Here is a 16,584-nt window from a genome sequence, read left to right as displayed (position 1 = left end):
GGGCGCGGCGTCCCGCGCCGCGCCCGCCGCGCCGCGCCCTCAGCCGGCCGGCACCAGCCGCGCCACGCACTCCACGTGGTGCGTCATGGGGAACAGGTCGAAGGCGCGCAGCCCGTCCAGCGCGTAGCCGTGCTCGGCGAAGGTCGCCAGGTCGCGCGCCAGCGCCGCCGGGTCGCAGGCCACGTACGCCACCGCCCGCGGGCGCAGGGCGGCGATGCCCGCCACCGCCGCGCCCCCGGCGCCCGCGCGCGGCGGGTCCAGCACGACGAGGTCCACGCGGGAGCCGGCCAGCTCCGGCTCGGCCAGCGCCTCCTCCACCGGGCCCTCCCACAGCTCCACCTGCGGCGCGCCGTGCAGGGTGCGGCGGGCGTCGCGCACCGCGCGCGCCTCGCCCTCCACGGCCAGCACCGCGCCCTCCCCGCCCACCGCGCGCGCCAGCACCGCGGTGAACAGCCCGGCGCCCGCGTACAGGTCCAGGGCGCGCTCGCCCGCGCGCGGCTCCAGCGCGTCGAGCACCGCCTCCGTCAGCGCCGTGCCCGCCCCCGCGTGCACCTGCCAGAAGCCGGCCCCGCTCACCCGGAACCCCAGCTCCTCGCCGCGCACGCGCACCCGCTCGCCGACCCAGGTGCGCCCGCTGACGCGGTGCAGGCCCTCGGGGGTGCGCACGGCCACCGAGGCGCCCGGCAGCCTGGGCAGGCGGGCGTGCGCGCCCGCGCTGGGAGCGACGACGACCAGCGGGTCCCCGCCGTCGGAGCCGGCCGCGACCTCCACGGACTCCACGTTGCCGAAGCGCCGGGCCAGCACCCCGCTGCCCACGACCCCGTGCGTGGAGATGGGGCAGTCCGCCAGCGGCACCACGTCGTGCGAGCGGTGCCGGCGCAGCCCGGTGCGCCCCTCGACGTCCACGGCGAACTGCGTGCGGGTGCGCCAGCGCAGCCCCGGGTGCTCCGGGTCGGGGGCGCCCGCCGGCAGCGGGACCTCCTCCACCTCCACGGGCACCTCCAGGCCGGCCAGGCGGCGCAGCTGCTCGGCGACCACCTCGGCCTTGAGGGCGCGCTGGCGCGGCAGCGCCACGTGCTGGAAGTCGCACCCGCCGCACATCCCCGGCCTGGCCACCGGGCACGGCTGCTCGACGCGGTCGGCGTCGGCGCTCAGCACGCGCACCGCGTCCGCGCGCCAGAACCTCGAGCCGTCCGAGCCCTCGGTGACCCGGGCCAGCACCCGCTCGCCGGGCAGGGCGTGGCGCACGAAGACGACCCGGCCCTCGTGGCGGGCCACGCAGTGCCCGCCGTGGGCGACGGGGCCGACCTCCACCTCGAACTCGGTGCCGGTGCGGTCCGCGCCCCGGTCGGGGGCCGGGCGGGTGCGCCGGCCGCGGCCCGCGCCGGGCGCGGCCGCGCCCGCGGGGCGGCTCACCGGACCTCCTCGCGCTCGCCGTCGCCGGGCCCGGGGGGCGTCACGGCGGTGGGCGAGGACGCCTGCGGGCGGGTGGGCGTGGGCCCGAACGTGCCGCGGCGCACCAGGCCGGGCGCGGCGCGCTCCACGCGGTCCTCCATGCCCTCGGAGCTGCTCAGCTGCCACGGCACGCTGGCCACCATCACCCCCGGGGTGTAGCGCAGGCGCGCGCGCAGGCGCAGCGCCGACTGGTTGTGCAGCAGCGTCTCCCACCAGTGGCCCACGACGTACTCGGGCACGTAGACGGTGACGAGGTCGCGCGGGTACCGGGCGCGCAGCGCCTTGACGTGCTCGAGCACCGGGCGGGTGATCTCCCGGTACGGGGAGTCCAGCACCGTCAGCGGGATCGGCAGGTCCAGCGCGTCCCAGCGCGCCTGCAGGGCCGCGGTCTCCTCCGGGTCCACGGCCACGGTGACCGCCTGCAGCTCCGTGGGCCGCGCCGCGCGCGCGTAGGCCAGCGCCCGCAGGGTCGGCTTGTGCAGCTTGGAGACCAGCACCACGCTGCGCACCCCGGTCGGCAGCGCCTTGGCCTTGGCGTCCTCGGCCATGGCCAGCTCGCTGGCCACCGAGGTGTAGTGCCGGCGGATGAGCTTCATGTTGGCGAAGATCACGACCATGGCCAGGATCGCGATCCAGGCGCCCTGGGTGAACTTCGTCAGCAGCACGATCACCAGCACCAGGCCGGTCAGGCCCAGCCCGATCGAGTTGATCACGCGCGAGCGCTTCATGCGGCCGCGCGCGGCCGGGTCGGTCTCGCTGCGCAGGTGCCGCGTCCAGTGCCGGATCATCCCGGTCTGGCTCATGGTGAAGGAGACGAAGACGCCGACGATGTAGAGCTGGATCAGGCGGGTCACCTGGGCGTCGAAGGCCAGGATCAGCACGATCGCCGCGCCGGCCAGCGCGATGATGCCGTTGGAGAAGGCCAGCCGGTCGCCGCGGGTGTGCAGCTGCTTGGGCAGGTAGCCGTCGCGGGCCAGGATCGAGGCCAGCACCGGGAAGCCGTTGAACGCCGTGTTGGCGGCCAGCACGAGGATGACGCCGGTGGCGGCGGTCACCAGGTAGAACGCGACCGGGAAGTGGTCGAAGACCGTCGCCGCGAGCTGGCCGATGATCGGGTCCTGCACGTAGGAGTCCCCGACCGGCACGCCGTCGCGCAGCAGCTGCAGCCCGGGGTCCTCCGCGAAGCGCACGCGCGTGAGGTTGGCCAGCGTGATGATGCTCACCAGCATGGTCACGCTGATCAGGCCCAGCAGCAGCAGCGTCGTGGCGGCGTTCCTGCTCTTGGGCTTGCGGAAGGCCGGCACGCCGTTGCTGATGGCCTCCACGCCGGTCAGCGCCGCGGCGCCGGAGGAGAAGGCGCGCAGGATGAGGAACGCGCCGGCCACGCTGGTCAGCCCGCCGGAGATGTCGTGCTCGGCGGCCAGCTCGAACCCGGCGCTGGGCGCCTGCGGCAGGTCGCCGAACAGGTACCGGCCGAAGCCCCACAGCGCCATGCCGATGATCGAGAACATGAAGATGTAGGTGGGCACCGCGAAGGCGGTGCCGCTCTCGCGGATGCCGCGCAGGTTCACCGTCATCAGCAGCACCACCAGCGCCACCGCGAAGAGCGCCTCGTGCCCGCGCAGCACCGGGATCGCGGTCGCGGCGTACTGCGCGCCCGAGGAGATCGACACCGCCACCGTCAGCACGTAGTCCACCAGCAGCGCGCTGCCCACCGTCAGGCCCGCGTTGGGGCCCAGGTTGACCGTGGCCACCTCGTAGTCGCCGCCCCCCGAGGGGTAGGCGTGCACGTTCTGCCGGTAGGAGGCGACCACCACGAGCATGACCACCACGACCGCCGCGGCGATCCACGGCGAGAAGGCGTAGGCGGCGATGCCGGCGATGGACAGGGTGAGGAACACCTCGTCCGGGGCGTAGGCGACCGAGCTCAGGGCGTCGGAGGCGAAGACCGGGAGCGCGATGCGCTTGCGCAGGAGGGTCTCGGACAGGCGTTCGCTGCGGAACGGCCGGCCGACGAGCACGCGCTTGACCGCGTCCGTCACAGAAGGCACGTCCACCCATGCTAGGCCCGCGCGGCGGCACCGGCGGGCGCTCGGCGAGCGCGGGCACCCGCGGGACCGGCGGCGCGGCGGGCGGCGCGGCGGTGCCCGGGGCGAGGCGGTAGCGTCGCGGCCCGGGACGCCCGCCGGAGCAGCCGGCGGCCCCAGCGCCCAGGACGCACCGGAGGGGTCGTGCACTTCGTGATCATGGGGTGTGGCCGGGTCGGCTCCACCCTGGCCCTGACCGTGGAGCAGCGCGGGCACAGCGTGGCCGTCGTGGACCAGAACGCCGACGCCTTCCGCCGCCTGGGCACCTCCTTCGCCGGCCAGCGCGTCACCGGCGTCGGCTTCGACCACGACACCCTCGTCGAGGCCGGCATCCACCAGGCCGACGCCTTCGCGGCCGTCTCCTCCGGCGACAACTCCAACATCCTGGCCGCGCGCGTGGCCCGGGAGAAGTTCGGGGTCGAGACCGTCGTGGCGCGCATCTACGACCCCGGCCGCGCCGAGGTCTACCAGCGCCTGGGCATCCCCACCATCGCCACGGTGCGCTGGACGGCGGACCAGGTGCTGCGCCGGCTCGTGCCCGAGGGGGCCCTGAGCGAGTTCCGCGACGCCAGCGGGCGCGTCGTCATGGTCGAGGCGCCCGTGCACGAGGGGTGGGTGGGCCGCCCGCTGCACGCCCTGGAGAGCGCCGCCGGCGTGCGCGTGGCCTACGTCACGCGCCTGGGGCAGGGCGTGGTGCCGGTCAGGGGGATGGTCCACCAGGAGGGCGACCTGGTGCACGTGGTCGTCGCGGAGGAGCGCACCGCGGCCGCGGCCGCCGTGCTCGCCGCCGCGCCGGAGGAGGGAGCCTGATGCGCGTCGTCATCGCCGGGGCCGGGATCGTGGGGCGCTCCATCGCCCGCGAGCTGCTCGCCAACTCGCACCGCGTGCTGCTGGTGGACCGCTCCCCCGCCGCCATGAAGATCAACAGCGTGCCCGACGCGCAGTGGCTGCTCGCCGACGCCTGCGAGATCTCCAGCCTCGACGAGGCCGAGCTGGCCGACTGCGACGTCGTGGTGGCCGCCACCGGCGACGACAAGGCCAACCTCGTCGTCTCGCTGCTGGCCAAGACCGAGTACGGCGTGCCGCGCACGGTCGCGCGCGTGAACAACCCCAAGAACGAGTGGCTCTTCGACGAGGCGTGGGGCGTGGACGTCGCCGTGTCCACGCCGCGGCTGATGACCGCGCTGGTCGAGGAGGCCGTCAGCGTCGGGGAGCTGGTGCGGCTGTTCACCTTCCAGCAGGGCAACACCTCGATGGCCGAGTACACCCTGGCCGGCTCCAGCCCCGTGGTGGGCCGCACCGTCGGGGAGATCCCGCTGCCGGCCGACGCGGTCCTGGTCGCCATCGTGCGCGGCGACCGCCCGATCCCGCCCACCCCCGACGACGTGCTGGAGGTGGGCGACCACCTGATGTTCCTCAGCGTCCCCGAGGCCGAGGCGGAGCTGCGCGAGCTGCTCGGCACCCGCTGAGCACCCGCCGCGCGACCGGCCCGGCCGGGCCCGGACCGGCTGGCCGGGCCGGGCCCGGCCGGCTCAGGCCGGCTCAGGCGGGCGGGGCGGCCGGCTCCCGCGGGGCGTCCTGCGGCTCCAGGGGCGTGTGTCCGCGCAGCAGCACCGCGCCGGCGAGCACCACGCCCAGCACCAGCAGCGGCCAGCCCAGCACGAGCTTGCTCACCGCCAGGGCGGTGGTCCAGTCCCCGTCCCCGGAGCGGTCGGCCAGGTACAGCGGCAGCTGGACCGCCACCCGCAGCACGTAGCCGGCCAGCAGCAGGCCGGTCAGCTTCTGGCACAGGGCCACGACACCGCGGTCGCGGCGCCAGCCGGTGGGGTCCTCGGTGACCGCGCCGACCACGAACCCGACCACGGGCCAGCGCGCCGCCATGGAGGCGGCGAAGACGACCGCGAGCGCGGCGTTGAGCAGGATCCCGGGCAGGAAGACGTCCGCGGCGCGGCCGGTGCGCGAGGCGATGAAGGCCGCCACGGCGGTGGTGAGGATGCCGCCCAGGGCGTGCTGCACCGTCTCGCGCCGCGCCACGCGCGCCACCAGCGCCACGAGGAGCACGGCCGCGGAGGCGCCCACCGACACCAGCACGTCGGAGGTGAGCAGCCACGCCACCAGGAAGGCCAGGGCCGGGGCGGCCGAGTCCAGCAGGCCGCGCCAGCCGCCCAGCGCCGCCGACAGCCGGTGGCGCACGACCTCCTCGACGGTGGTCGGCGCCCCCGCCCCCGCAGCGGGGCCGGGCACCGGTGCCGTCACGGGCTCTCGGGGCAGAGCAGCTCGTACTCCGGGTTGAAGATCACGCGCTGGCCGTCGTCGTCGGCGACCAGGCCGCGGGCCTTCACCCGGCGCCCCGGCTCCACCCCCGCGATGCGCCGGCGGCCCAGCCACACCAGCGCCACCGAGCCGGAGCCGTCGAACAGCTCCGCCTCCAGGGCGGGCACGCCGCCGCGCGGGCGCAGGGTGACCGAGCGCAGGGTCCCGCACACGCAGGCGCGGGTGCGGTTGGGGATGGCCTCGCAGGGGGTTCCGCCGTGGCGCACGGCGTCCTGCTGGGCCTCCTCGGCCGCGAGGTCCGACTCGGAGGCGGTGAAACGCTGCAGCGCGCGCCGCCACAGGGGCGTGCTCAGCACCGACGACTTCGACACGGCCACCAGAGTAGGACCCCCGCGCGCTCCCCGGGACCCGGTGCCCCCGGACCACCCGCCCGGCGCACCGGGCGGGCGCACCGGGCGGGCGCACCGGGCGGGTGGTCCGACGGGTGGTCGAGCGCGCCTCAGCGGACCTCGGTGATCTCCGGGCCCCGCTCGAACGGCTTGAGGTCCTCGCGCCCACCGGCCTGCTCCTGCTCCGCCGGCGGCTGCGGGCGGGCCTCCGGCAGCGCCAGCGGGATCAGCTCGCGCGGCGCCATGGCCTCGGTGCCGCGCACCACGACCACGTCGCGCACGATGTCCTCCAGCGGCGCGGCGGCCTGCTCGTCGTGGGCCGCGGGCCCGGAGAAGACGGCCCGCAGGAACCAGCGCGGCCCGTCGACGCCCACGAAGCGGGTGGGCTGGTGGGCGGTGCGCCCGTCCTCGGTGCGCACCGGCAGCCGGCACAGCAGCTCGGCGCCGAAGGAGCCGGTGCGCTCCTCGGCCACGCCGCCCTGCGCGCCGACGGCCGCGGCGATCTCGGCGCGGATCTCGTCCCACACCCCGCGGCTGCGCGGGGCGGCGAAGACCTGCAGCTGCACGGCCGAGCCGGCGAGGCCGACGGTGACCGCGATGACGCGCTGGCCGGCCTCCTCGACCTCGAAGCGCAGCTCCATGCCCTCGCGCCCGGCCAGGCGCAGCCCGCCCAGCGGCAGGCGGCCGTCCTCGGCGGGCACCTCCGAGGCGTCGAACGGCCCGCCGGAGCGGTCCGCGGCGCCCGCACCGGCAGCGCCCGCACCGGGGCTGCCGGCCGCGGCGGCGGGCGCCTCCTCGGCGGGGGCGCTCGCGGCGGCGCCCGCGGTGTCGTCGGCGGTGCCGGCGGCGGTGCCGGTGGCCGCGGGCGCACCGTCACCGGCCGGCGCCTGCGCCGCCCGCTCGTCCTGGGTGCTGCCGGTCTCGGCCTCGGCGTCCTTGACGCGCTTGCGGCGGAACAGGCTCATGGTCGTCCCTCCCCGGTGGTGGTGCTGTGGTCTGCGTGGTGCGGCGCGGTGGCGTCCAGGGCGCCGGCCGCGGCGAGCGCGCCGGAGCCGCCGGTGGAGCCGTGGCCGCCCTCCCCGCGCGCGGAGGCCGGCAGCTGCTCCACCGGCAGGAAGCGCACCCGCTCCACCCGCTGCACGACGAGCTGCGCCACGCGGTCCCCGGCGCGCAGCTCCACCGCCTCGCGCAGGTCGGTGTTGTGCAGCGTGACGCGGATCTCGCCGCGGTAGCCGGCGTCGACGGTGCCCGGGGCGTTCAGCGTGGTCAGGCCGCGGCGCGCGGCCAGGCCCGAGCGGGGCACCACGAACGCGGCGTACCCCTCCGGCAGGGCGATGGACACTCCCGTGGGCACCGTGACCCGCTCGCCGGGGCCGACGACGACGTCGACGCGGGTGGTCAGGTCGGCCCCGGCGTCGCCCGGGTGCGCGTAGGTGGGCAGCGCGGCGGGGTCTGCCAGCACGGTGGCCACCTCCAGGGCGGCGGCGGGCTCGGCGGCGGCGTGGCTCACGGCCCGGACCCTACCGGCCGGGGCGGGGACGGCGCCGGGCGCGCCCGGCGGCGTGAGACGCTGGCGCCGTGAGCGGCTCCCCCGGTCCCCGGTCCTCCGCCCGGCCCGCCGGCGAGGCGCCCGGGCCGCTGTGGCGGGAGCGCTGGTGGCCGGCGGTGACGACCTGGCTGTCGTGGCTGCCGGCGGTGGTGGGCGGCGCGCTGATCGCGCTGCCCGTCTTCGGCGAGCGCGGGGCCCTGGTGGGCGCGCTGCTGGGCGCGGCGCTGGCCGCGGGGGTGCTGCTGAGCCTGGCCGGGACCGTGGAGGTCTCCGGCGGCGAGCTGCGCGCGGCGCGGGCGCGGGTGCCGCTGGACGTCGTCTCGCGCGTGGAGGTCGTCACGGCCGACCGGCGCCGCGCGGTGCTGGGGCCGGAGCTGGACGCGCGGGCACACCTGGCGATCCGCTCGTGGGTGCCCACGGCCGTGCGGGTCCACCTGGACGACCCGGCGGACCCGACCCCGTACTGGGTGGTCTCCACCCGTCACCCCCAGCGGCTCGCGGACGCGGTCGCCCGCGGCCGCTGAGGGCGCCCCGCCGCCTCAGGCGGCGCAGTCGTTGCAGATGATGCGGCCGTCGCCCATGTCGTGGAGCTGGCTGCGGTGCACCACCAGGAAGCAGCTGGTGCACGTGAACTCGTCCTGCTGGCGCGGGAGGACCCGCACCGACAGCTCCTCGTTGGAGAGGTCCGCGCCGGGCAGCTCGAAGCCCTCGGCGGCCTCCGTCTCGTCCTCGTCGACGGCACCCGAGCTCTTGTCCGTCCGACGGGCCTTGAGCTCCTCGATGGAGTCCTCGTTGAGCTCGTCCTCGTTCTTGCGCGGTGCGTCGTAGTCGGTCGCCATGACCCTGCCTCACTCCGTGTTCCGTGGTCCTGCGGCCGGCTCAACGCGGCACGGCCCCGATACATGCCCGCGCCCCCGGCCCCTGCTCGACGGTGCCCGACCGACGAGGCGAGCACGCATCATGACCTACCGCCGCGCGCACGACGAACCGGGGCGGGTCACGGCGCGTCGCCGACGGCCACGCAGGGCGCTCGGCGCTGGCCCGCGCGGGTGCTCCGGCTGCTCCGGACGGCTCACCCGCCGCGCGCCCGCCGGCACCGGGCCGCGGCGCTCACCGCGGCTCCCCCGCCGCCCCCACCGCCGTCGCCCGCCGCACCGCGCACCCGCTGCGGGCACCCTCGCGGGCCCCGTCGCGCGCCCCGTCGCGCAGTCGTCGCACGCCCGTCGCACGGCCGTCGCGCGCCCGTCACCGGCCGGTCACCGCACGGTGCGGCGGGGCGCGACGGGGGTGCCCACAGCGACACCGGGTGAGTTGGAGCGGGCTCCGACGCCCCGTAGTGTGCGGGCGTCCCCGCCGACGGCGGCCCCGCGCACGAGCACCGCGCGGCCGCCGGGCGCCCAGACCCCCAGGAGGTGCCGTGACCGCGCAGGAACCGCGTCCGAACGGCTCGACCACGCCGGACGCCGAGCCCGTCCGCCCCGCCCCGCCCGTCTTCGTGGCGGAGCTGTCCGAGCGCGTGCAGCAGACGCGCGCCACCATCGACTCGGCCACCGCCGCGGGCGAGGAGGAGCTGGCCGCGGCGCACCTCGGCGAGCTCGAGGGGCTCGTCCACCTCGCCGCCGCGCACGACGTGGCGCTGCCCGACACCGTGGCCTACCTGTCCGAGCAGCGGAGCGGGCAGGAGCGGGTGGTGGACGTCACCGCCGTCGAGGCGGCCCGCTGCGCGCCCGCCTGAGACCGCGGCCGCGCAGCCCGCCGGCTCAGCCCGCCAGCTCGGCCCGCAGGGCGGCGTGCAGCCCCGGGGCGGCGGCCAGCACCCCCTCCGTGCGCGCCGGGCCGCCGTCGAAGCCGGTGACCAGGGCGCCGGCCTCGGCGGCCACGAGGGCGCCGGCGGCCATGTCCCAGGGCTTCAGGCCCTTCTCGTAGTAGGCGTCCAGCCGCCCGGCGCCCACCCAGCACAGGTCCAGCGCGGCGCTGCCGATGCGGCGCACGTCGCGCACCCGCGGCAGCAGGCGGGCCAGCACGGCGGCCTGCTCGGCGCGGCGCTGCGGGTCGTAGCCGAAGCCGGTGGCCACCAGCGCCCCGGGCAGCTCCACGCCCCGCGGCACGCGCAGCTCCCGCCGCCGCCCGGCGGCGTCCAGGCTCGCGCCCTGCCCCAGCGCCGCGCTCCAGACCTCCTGCGCCGTGGGGTCGTGCACGCACCCGGCGAGCACGGTCCACGTGCGCGGGTCGGGCCGGTCGGCGCCGCCGGCCGGGTCGAGCACGCAGGCGACGCTGACGGCGTACGCGCGCAGGCCGTACAGGTAGTTCACCGTGCCGTCGACCGGGTCGACCACCCAGGTCAGGCCGGAGGTGCCGGGGCGGTGCCCGCCCTCCTCGCCCAGCACCCCGTCCCGCGGGCGCAGCCGGCCCAGCAGCTCCACCAGGAGCTGCTCGGAGGCGTGGTCCATGGCGGTGACGACGTCGGTGGGGGTGGACTTCGTCGCGGCGACCTCCACCCGGTCCGGGCGGCCGGTGCGCACCAGCTCACCGGCCGCGGCGGCCGCCTCCACCGCCACCCGGCGCAGCTCCGCCAGCTCGCCGGCGCCCGGCAGCGCGGGGGCGGCGCCGCTCACGCCGGCGCCGGGGCGCGGTAGTCCTCGCCCGTCGCGGCGGGCAGGTCCGCGCGCAGGTTGCGGCAGCACCCCACCGGGCAGACGGTGTGCGAGGGGCCCAGCGCGCCCGTGGCGGGCCGCTCGCGCTGCTCCCCGCGGGCCTGGGCGGCGCGCTCCTCGACCAGGTCGACCAGGCCGGCGACGAAGGTGGCGTCGGCACCGACGGTGGCCGCGCGCGCGAACGGCAGGCCGATCTCCCCGGCGGTCTCCGCGGCCTCGGTGTCGAGGTCGAACTTGACCTCCATGTGGTCGCTGACGAAGCCGATGGGCGCCACGACGACCCCGGGCACGCCCTGCTCGTGCAGCGCGCGCAGGTGGTCGTTGACGTCCGGCTCCAGCCACGGCTGGCTCGGCGGGCCCGAGCGCGAGCAGTAGGCCAGGTCCCAGGCCACGTCGGTGCCCAGGGCCGCGCCGGCGCGGCGGGCCACCTCGGCGGAGACGTCGAGGTGCTGGCGCACGTACGCGCCGCCGTCGCGGCCGGAGACGTCGTTCATCGCGTCGGGCACGGAGTGGGTGACGAACACCACGCGCGAGCCCTGCGGCACCTCGCCCAGGGCGCGCACGACGGCCTGCGCGTTGACCTCGGTGAACGCCGGGTGGTTGAAGTAGTGGCGGATCTTGTCGAACTCGATGGCGCGGCCCTCGGCGGCCAGGGTCTCGGCGGCGCGGGCGAGGTCCTCGCGGTACTGCCGGCAGCTGGAGTACGAGGAGTACGCGCTGGTGAAGACGACGAGCACGCGGCGGGCACCGGCCTCGTGGGCCTCGCGCAGCACGTCGGTCGCGTACGGCTCCCAGTTGCGGTTGCCCCACAGCAGGGGCAGGTCCGCCAGGCCGCGCGCGTCGAGCTCGCGGCGCAGCTGCGCCAGCAGCTCGCGGTTCTGGTCGTTGATGGGGCTCTTGCCGCCGAAGTGCAGGTAGTGCTCGGCGACGGCCTCGAGACGCTCGCGGGGGATGCCGCGCCCGCGGGTGACGTTCTCCAGGAAGGGCATGACGTCGTCGGGGCCCTCGGGACCGCCGAAGGACAGCAGGAGCAGGGCGTCGTAGGGACGCGCGGAGGTGGTCGCAGCGCTCACCGGGACATTCTCACCGCTGCGCGCGCGACCGCCCGCCGGGGGTGCGGCGGCCCCCGGCGGGGCTCGCGGGCGGTCCCGGCGGTGCTCGCGGGCGACCTCACCCTCAGGTCGACGCCGAGGGTCCGGACCGGTTCCTGCCCGGAGCCGGGTGAACACGCAGGTGCGCAAGTGGCAGAGTGCGTGCAGCGCTCGGCCCGACCGGGAGCCGCGCCGGCCCGGCCCGTCCGGCCGCGGCGCCGCAGACGACACCGCTGGAGGACGCCCTCATGCAGGACCTGAGGCTCGTCGGGGTCCACGACGACGGCGAGCACGTGGTGCTCCTGGGCGTCGACGGAGCGCGCTACCGGCTGCGGGTGGACGAGGCGCTGCGGGCCGCGGTGCGCCGCGACCGCGCCCGGCTGGGGCAGCTGCAGATCCAGCTGGAGGCGCAGCTGCGCCCGCGCGACATCCAGGCGCGCATCCGCGCCGGGGAGTCCGCCGAGGAGGTGGCCGACGCCGGCGGCCTGCCGCTGGACCGGGTGCGCCGCTACGAGGGGCCGGTGCTTGCCGAGCGCGCGCACGTGGCGGGCCTGGCCCGGCGCACCGCCTACGGCCGCTCGGGGGGCACCGGCACGCTGGAGGAGCTGGTGGTGGCCCGCCTCAGCGCCCGGGCGGTCGACCCCGAGGGCGCCCGCTGGGACTCCTGGCGCCAGGAGGACGGCGACTGGACGGTGCAGGTGGAGTTCGTCGCGGGCGGGCGGGGCCGCGTGGCGCGCTGGTCGTTCGACCCGGGCTCGCGCGCGCTGACCGCCACCGACGACGAGGCCCGCTGGCTGAGCGAGGAGGAGCCGGCCGACCCCGGCCCGCTGCCCGCGCGGCGGCTGGTGAGCGTGGTGGGCGAGGCCGCCCGCCCCGGCGGCGAGCGGGTGTACGACGTGGAGGCCGACGGCGGGGTCCGCTCCGCCGAGCGCGGCGGGCGCCCCGCGCGCCCGGCTCCGGGCGACGTGGCCCCGGGGCTGCTGGACGCGCTGGACGCGCAGCGCGGGGTGCGCGGGGAGCCGGCGCCCGCGCAGGAGGCCGGGGAGGCCGCGCCGCGGGTGGACGCGCTGCTGGCCGATCCGCCGCCGGCGCACCCGGCGGCCTCGGCCCCGCACGAGCACGAGGACCGCACGGTGCTGCCGCCGCCGCGCACGGCCGGGACCGCCCCGGCGCCCGCGCAGTCCGCCCACGACGGACGGGGTGCCGAGCAGACGACCGACGCGGCCGACGCGGCCGACGCCGACCCGGCCGGGGAGACCGACGGGGCCGACGCGGTGGACGTCGCGGAGGCGGTGGACGTCGTCGCGGAGGCGGTGGGCGTCGCGGACGGGGTGCAGGACGCCGCCGCGGCCCCCTCCCCGGCCTCCGACGGGGCGGCCGCGGACGGGGCGGACGCGGACAGGGCGGGCGCGGAGGGCGCCCCCGGCGCCGCCCCGGCCGGTGCGGCCGACGGCGCCACCCCGGCTGCCGGTGGCGCCGAGCAGGGCGGTCAGCAGCCCGAGCGCCCGGCACCGCGGCGGCGCAACCGCTCCGCGCGCCGCTCCGGCGGTCCGGGGACCCCGCCGGGCTCGGGCGGTTCGGGGGGCGGCAAGCGCGCGAGCGTGCCGAGCTGGGACGAGATCATGTTCGGCACGAAGAAGGACTGACCGGCGCCGGACGGCACGAGGCCCCGCACACCGTCGGTGTGCGGGGCTTGGTGCTGTTCGTCCCGGTCAGCGCCGGGTGGACCGCTCCTCCGGGTCCACCGGTGCCGCCGCGACGGTCTCCACGGCGACCTGCTCCGAGCGCAGCTCCGCCCGGACGACCTGTTCGCCCTGGACGTCGCGCACGCTCACGCGCACGACCTCGACGGGTTGCACGCGCACGGAGACCACCGGAACCTCCTCGTGCAGCACGATCTCCAGCGGTTCGGGCGCCGCACCCGTCGCCGCCCGACCGGCCGCAGCGGTCCCGTCCGCGTCGAGGGGCTCGCGCTCGACCACGAGCTGCTCGACGCGGACCGGGACCTCCACCGTGCGGACCTCGGTCACGACGCGCTTGCGGATGCGGACGCGCTCGCGCGGGACGCGCTCGCGGACGACGCGCAGTTCCTCGGCCGAGCGGAGGACCTCGGCGGGCTGCTCGTTCAGGACCGGTCGCGGTCCGTGCCGGCGCGGGTGGCCTGGTCGGCGTCGAGGTCGATGTGCTCCTCGCGGACCTCGGCCGACACGGTCTCCTCGCCGGTCACCGTCTTGGTGCCCAGGCGCACGCGCTCCACCGGCACCGTCTCCTTGGCGGCCACCGCACGCTCCTCGTGCAGGGTCACCTCGTGCTCCTCCTCGGTCAGCTCCCCGCCCGAGAGGGCCGCGCCGCGGTTGGCCTCGGTGATCGGCTCGCGCTCGACCACGACCTCCTCGTGGCTGACCGGGACGGTGCGGGTGACCGTCTCGCTGGTGATGTACTTGCGCAGCCGCGCCCGGCCCGCCTCGCGGGTCTCGGTGCCCACGTGCAGCTCCTCCTTGGAGCGCGTCATGGCGTCGTCGGTGTTCGGGCCGGAGGTGTCGTGGCCGGCGCCGCGCACGTCGGCGCCCGCGGTGCCACCGGTCACGGCGGTGCCGGTGGTCTCCTCGCGGCCGCGGCCGGTCGTGGTGCTCTGGTACTCGCTGCGGTCGGTGCCGCCGAGGTCGGCGGTGCCGGTGCCCGCGGTGCCGGTGGTGCCCGTGGTGGAGGTCCCGGTCACGCTGCCGCCGGAGGAGGCGATGCCGTAGTAGGCGTACAGGTCGTCCTCGTCGCGCTCGGACAGCTCGTGGCCCGGGTCGTGGTGGGGCGCGTCCTTGACCTTGGCCTTCTCGAACGGCACGGTGATCTTCTCGCCGCTCACCGACGCCTGCGAGAGCGGGATGAGGGAGACGTTCGAGCCGAACAGGCCCGTCTTGACGGAGACCCACTCGGGCTGGTTGGTCGCGTTGTCGAGGTAGACCTCGTCGACCTTGCCGATCTTGTCGCCGTCGTTGTCGTAGACGGTCGTTCCGTACAGCGCGTCCGCGGAAAAGGTGGTGCCAGCCATGTCGGCCTCCTGGTCGGTCGTGTCGGCTCGGAACGCGGGCTCGGAGCCCGGCGTCCCCTGCAGCGGTGGCGGCGCGGCGGTCCGGGCGATCAGGATCCGCGCGGTCGTGACCACTCGCTGGTTTACGGTGTCAAGCCCTCCAGCATCAAGCCAGCCCCGGTAGCACCCCGCAACTCGAAACACCCCCGGTTCCGGACCGGCGGGCGCGCTCGGCGGCGCAGCGGTCCGCACCGGCGGCGAGGACCGGCAGGCGCACCGGCGCAGCGTCACCCGAAACCCCGGACGGTGACGAGACCGGTGGTGGGTCCGCCGGCGGCGAGCGGGGCGGGGACGGTCCCGCCCCGGGGTGCGGCGCGGCCCGGGCGGGGCGAGCATCGAGGGCGTGCCCGGGGTGGGCGGCGGGAACCGCCGCGGCGGACCGGGAGGTCCGGACCCGTTGCGCGAGAACCCCTCTGGCGCACGTCGCGGGGCGGAGCAGGAGGTGGTGGGGTGTCGGCGGCGCACCGGCGGCCCGGGCTGAGCAAGCCCGTCGTGCTCGAGGCGGCCATCGACTACGTGGACCGCTTCGGCCTGACCGAGCTGTCGATGCGCAAGCTGGGCGCCTTCCTCGACGTGGAGGGGATGGCGCTGTACCGCTACGTGCGCAGCCGCGACGACCTCCTGGACGCCGTGGTGGACCGGTTGCTGGACCGGCTGCACGCCGACCCCGACGTCCTGCTGCGCCCCGAGGACGACTGGCGCGACTTCCTGCGCCGCGTGGCCGGCGGCGTGCGCCGCACGGCGCTGGAGCACCCGCAGATCTTCCCCCTGATCGCCACCCGCCACCGCGCGGCGCCCTGGATCCGCCCACCGCTGCGCAGCCCGCGCTGGATCGAGGGTTTCCTGTCCGCGCTGCTCTCGCGGGGGTTCAGCGAGGACGCCGCCGTGCACGCCTACCGGGCGTTCGGCAGTTTCCTCGTCGGGCACCTGCTGCTGGAGGTCGGCGCGGACGGCGCCGGTGCGGCGGACGCCCCCGCGGGTGCCTGCCGCGACGTCGCGCCGCTCGACGTCAGCGCCTACCCCGTGCTGGCCCGGCTGGCGGACCGCCTGGCCGCGGAGGACCTCGGCGAGGAGTTCGAGCGCTCCCTGGAGGACCTCCTGGAGCGGCTGGAGGGGGCGCGCACCCGCGCGCCGGGGCCCTGAGCGGCGGCCGGGCGCACCGCCCGCGCACCGCCCGCGCACCGGCCCGGCACCCCCGCCGAGCACTTGGAGGGGCGCGTTCGGACCTCTTGCGAGAGTGTGGCCCCTCCAGCAACCCGGCCCGCCGGTGCGTGCACCGCCGGAGGGACCGACGTCCAGAGGGGTCTTCCATGTCCGAGCGTCAAACCGTCATCCGCTCCATGCACGACATCGGCCTGGCGGCCTGGTTCGGCGGCTCGCTGTTCGGGGCCGTCGGCCTCAACGGCGCCTCCGCGGCCGTCTCCGACCCGGGCGACCGCACCCACGTCGCCACCGCCGGCTGGGCCCGCTGGGCCCCCGTCAACGCCGCTGCCCTGGCCGTGCACAGCATCGGCGGCGTGGGCCTGATCCTGGGCAACCGCGGCCGCGTCGCGGCGCAGGCCGGCACCCGCGGCAACACCTTCCTCAAGGCCGGGCTCACCCTGGTCGCCATGGGCGTGACCGCCTACTCGGGGCTGCAGGGCGCCAAGCTGGGCAAGGACTCGCACGCCCCGGCCGCCTCCGGCGTCGACCCCTCCGAGGGCACCCCCGCCGAGATCGCCGCCGCCCAGCGCAAGCTGAAGGTGCTGCAGTGGAGCATCCCCGCCCTCACCGGCGTGCTGCTCGTCATGGGCGCCCAGCAGGGTGAGCAGCAGAAGGCCAGCGAGGTCGGCAAGGGCCTGCTGAAGACCGGCGTGACCGCCAAGGCCGGCAGCCTGCTCGGCGCCGCCAAGGGCTGAGGCCCCCGGGGGCCTGCACCGGGCACCGCGAGCACCGCGGGCGCTGGAGCGGCGCAGCGGGACGGGGCGGACGACGGCGCGGTCGTCCGCCCCACCCCCGGC

18 protein-coding genes are annotated in these 16,584 nt (G+C 77.3%); 7 read left to right on the top strand and 11 right to left on the bottom strand.

The features are described 5' to 3' along the window. Positions 1–39 precede the first annotated feature (39 nt). Positions 40–1,416 carry a class I SAM-dependent RNA methyltransferase gene (locus tag ACRYR7_RS10150; protein WP_432571964.1) on the bottom strand — a complete coding sequence of 459 codons (1,377 nt, stop codon included), beginning with the start codon at positions 1,414–1,416 and terminating at the stop codon, positions 40–42. Continuing rightward, entirely contained in the window at positions 1,413–3,506 is a 2,094-nt protein-coding gene (locus tag ACRYR7_RS10145; RefSeq protein WP_432571963.1) for an APC family permease, read from the bottom strand. Before ACRYR7_RS10145 ends, ACRYR7_RS10150 begins: the two co-directional genes overlap by 4 nt. A gap of 180 nt (positions 3,507–3,686) precedes the next feature. On the opposite strand from ACRYR7_RS10145, the gene ACRYR7_RS10140 reads away from it, so the two are divergent. Further along, positions 3,687–4,352: a potassium channel family protein gene (locus tag ACRYR7_RS10140; protein ID WP_432571962.1), complete on the top strand. Its 666-nt coding sequence runs from the start codon at positions 3,687–3,689 to the stop codon at positions 4,350–4,352. Beyond that, positions 4,352–5,011 carry a potassium channel family protein gene (locus ACRYR7_RS10135; protein ID WP_432571961.1) on the top strand — a complete coding sequence of 220 codons (660 nt, stop codon included), beginning with the start codon at positions 4,352–4,354 and terminating at the stop codon, positions 5,009–5,011. The genes ACRYR7_RS10140 and ACRYR7_RS10135 overlap by 1 nt, the downstream gene beginning before the upstream one ends. A gap of 73 nt (positions 5,012–5,084) precedes the next feature. Here ACRYR7_RS10135 and ACRYR7_RS10130 read toward each other — a convergent pair whose 3' ends face one another. The 4 genes from ACRYR7_RS10130 to dut form a co-directional block, all read right to left on the bottom strand. Then, positions 5,085–5,798 carry a DUF3159 domain-containing protein gene (locus ACRYR7_RS10130; RefSeq protein ID WP_432571960.1) on the bottom strand — a complete coding sequence of 238 codons (714 nt, stop codon included), beginning with the start codon at positions 5,796–5,798 and terminating at the stop codon, positions 5,085–5,087. After that, the gene (locus ACRYR7_RS10125) at positions 5,795–6,187 is read right to left on the bottom strand and encodes an OB-fold nucleic acid binding domain-containing protein (protein ID WP_432571959.1); all 393 of its coding nucleotides are present in this window, start codon (positions 6,185–6,187) and stop codon (positions 5,795–5,797) included. The genes ACRYR7_RS10130 and ACRYR7_RS10125 overlap by 4 nt, the downstream gene beginning before the upstream one ends. Positions 6,188–6,315: 128 nt before the next feature. Then, on the bottom strand, positions 6,316–7,170 hold the full coding sequence (locus ACRYR7_RS10120) for a DUF3710 domain-containing protein (RefSeq protein ID WP_432571958.1): 855 nt from the start codon (positions 7,168–7,170) through the stop codon (positions 6,316–6,318). Continuing rightward, positions 7,167–7,682, bottom strand: a complete 516-nt coding sequence (gene dut / locus ACRYR7_RS10115) for a dUTP diphosphatase (protein WP_432571968.1) — start codon at positions 7,680–7,682, stop codon at positions 7,167–7,169. Before dut ends, ACRYR7_RS10120 begins: the two co-directional genes overlap by 4 nt. A gap of 101 nt (positions 7,683–7,783) precedes the next feature. Between dut and ACRYR7_RS10110 the strand changes: the two genes are divergently transcribed. Continuing rightward, positions 7,784–8,278 carry a DUF3093 domain-containing protein gene (locus tag ACRYR7_RS10110; RefSeq protein ID WP_432571957.1) on the top strand — a complete coding sequence of 165 codons (495 nt, stop codon included), beginning with the start codon at positions 7,784–7,786 and terminating at the stop codon, positions 8,276–8,278. 15 nt (positions 8,279–8,293) lie between these two features. Here ACRYR7_RS10110 and ACRYR7_RS10105 read toward each other — a convergent pair whose 3' ends face one another. Beyond that, the gene (locus ACRYR7_RS10105; RefSeq protein WP_432571956.1) at positions 8,294–8,593 is read right to left on the bottom strand and encodes a DUF4193 domain-containing protein; all 300 of its coding nucleotides are present in this window, start codon (positions 8,591–8,593) and stop codon (positions 8,294–8,296) included. Between the two features lie 578 nt (positions 8,594–9,171). Between ACRYR7_RS10105 and ACRYR7_RS10100 the strand changes: the two genes are divergently transcribed. Continuing rightward, the gene (locus ACRYR7_RS10100; RefSeq protein ID WP_432571955.1) at positions 9,172–9,489 is read left to right on the top strand and encodes a hypothetical protein; all 318 of its coding nucleotides are present in this window, start codon (positions 9,172–9,174) and stop codon (positions 9,487–9,489) included. A 25-nt stretch (positions 9,490–9,514) separates the two neighbouring features. Here ACRYR7_RS10100 and ACRYR7_RS10095 read toward each other — a convergent pair whose 3' ends face one another. Next, positions 9,515–10,369, bottom strand: a complete 855-nt coding sequence (locus ACRYR7_RS10095; protein ID WP_432571954.1) for an inositol monophosphatase family protein — start codon at positions 10,367–10,369, stop codon at positions 9,515–9,517. Next, positions 10,366–11,481 (bottom strand): ferrochelatase, encoded by a 1,116-nt coding sequence (locus tag ACRYR7_RS10090; protein WP_432571953.1) that lies wholly within the window; start codon positions 11,479–11,481, stop codon positions 10,366–10,368. The genes ACRYR7_RS10095 and ACRYR7_RS10090 overlap by 4 nt, the downstream gene beginning before the upstream one ends. Positions 11,482–11,747: 266 nt before the next feature. On the opposite strand from ACRYR7_RS10090, the gene sepH reads away from it, so the two are divergent. Beyond that, the gene (sepH, locus tag ACRYR7_RS10085) at positions 11,748–13,145 is read left to right on the top strand and encodes a septation protein SepH (RefSeq protein ID WP_432571952.1); all 1,398 of its coding nucleotides are present in this window, start codon (positions 11,748–11,750) and stop codon (positions 13,143–13,145) included. Positions 13,146–13,211: 66 nt separating this feature from the next. Here the strand turns inward: sepH and ACRYR7_RS10080 are convergent, their stop codons facing one another. Both ACRYR7_RS10080 and ACRYR7_RS10075 read right to left on the bottom strand, forming a co-directional pair. Then, positions 13,212–13,628, bottom strand: a complete 417-nt coding sequence (locus ACRYR7_RS10080) for a DUF2382 domain-containing protein (RefSeq protein WP_432571967.1) — start codon at positions 13,626–13,628, stop codon at positions 13,212–13,214. Next, positions 13,625–14,545 (bottom strand): DUF2382 domain-containing protein, encoded by a 921-nt coding sequence (locus ACRYR7_RS10075; RefSeq protein ID WP_432571951.1) that lies wholly within the window; start codon positions 14,543–14,545, stop codon positions 13,625–13,627. The genes ACRYR7_RS10080 and ACRYR7_RS10075 overlap by 4 nt, the downstream gene beginning before the upstream one ends. A 489-nt stretch (positions 14,546–15,034) precedes the next feature. Here ACRYR7_RS10075 and ACRYR7_RS10070 point away from each other — a divergent pair, with 489 nt between their 5' ends. Both ACRYR7_RS10070 and ACRYR7_RS10065 read left to right on the top strand, forming a co-directional pair. Continuing rightward, on the top strand, positions 15,035–15,727 hold the full coding sequence (locus ACRYR7_RS10070) for a TetR/AcrR family transcriptional regulator C-terminal domain-containing protein (RefSeq protein ID WP_432571950.1): 693 nt from the start codon (positions 15,035–15,037) through the stop codon (positions 15,725–15,727). Between the two features lie 167 nt (positions 15,728–15,894). Beyond that, positions 15,895–16,482, top strand: a complete 588-nt coding sequence (locus ACRYR7_RS10065; protein WP_432571949.1) for a hypothetical protein — start codon at positions 15,895–15,897, stop codon at positions 16,480–16,482. Positions 16,483–16,584: the final 102 nt, after the last annotated feature.

It is taken from the genome of Kineococcus gurbantunggutensis (genome assembly GCF_050871925.1).
Lineage (GTDB): Bacteria > Actinomycetota > Actinomycetes > Actinomycetales > Kineococcaceae > Kineococcus.
This window is presented reverse-complemented; position numbering and strand designations above follow the sequence as displayed.

Bases quoted from the DNA above. Each gene is read 5' to 3' on its own strand.
- sepH (WP_432571952.1), top strand. From the start codon at position 11,748: ATGCAGGACCTGAGGCTCGTCGGGGTCCACGACGACGGCGAGCACGTG.
- ACRYR7_RS10120 (WP_432571958.1), bottom strand. From the start codon at position 7,170: ATGAGCCTGTTCCGCCGCAAGCGCGTCAAGGACGCCGAGGCCGAGACC.
- ACRYR7_RS10135 (WP_432571961.1), top strand. From the start codon at position 4,352: ATGCGCGTCGTCATCGCCGGGGCCGGGATCGTGGGGCGCTCCATCGCC.
- ACRYR7_RS10075 (WP_432571951.1), bottom strand. From the start codon at position 14,545: ATGGCTGGCACCACCTTTTCCGCGGACGCGCTGTACGGAACGACCGTC.
- ACRYR7_RS10105 (WP_432571956.1), bottom strand. From the start codon at position 8,593: ATGGCGACCGACTACGACGCACCGCGCAAGAACGAGGACGAGCTCAAC.
- ACRYR7_RS10065 (WP_432571949.1), top strand. From the start codon at position 15,895: ATGTCCGAGCGTCAAACCGTCATCCGCTCCATGCACGACATCGGCCTG.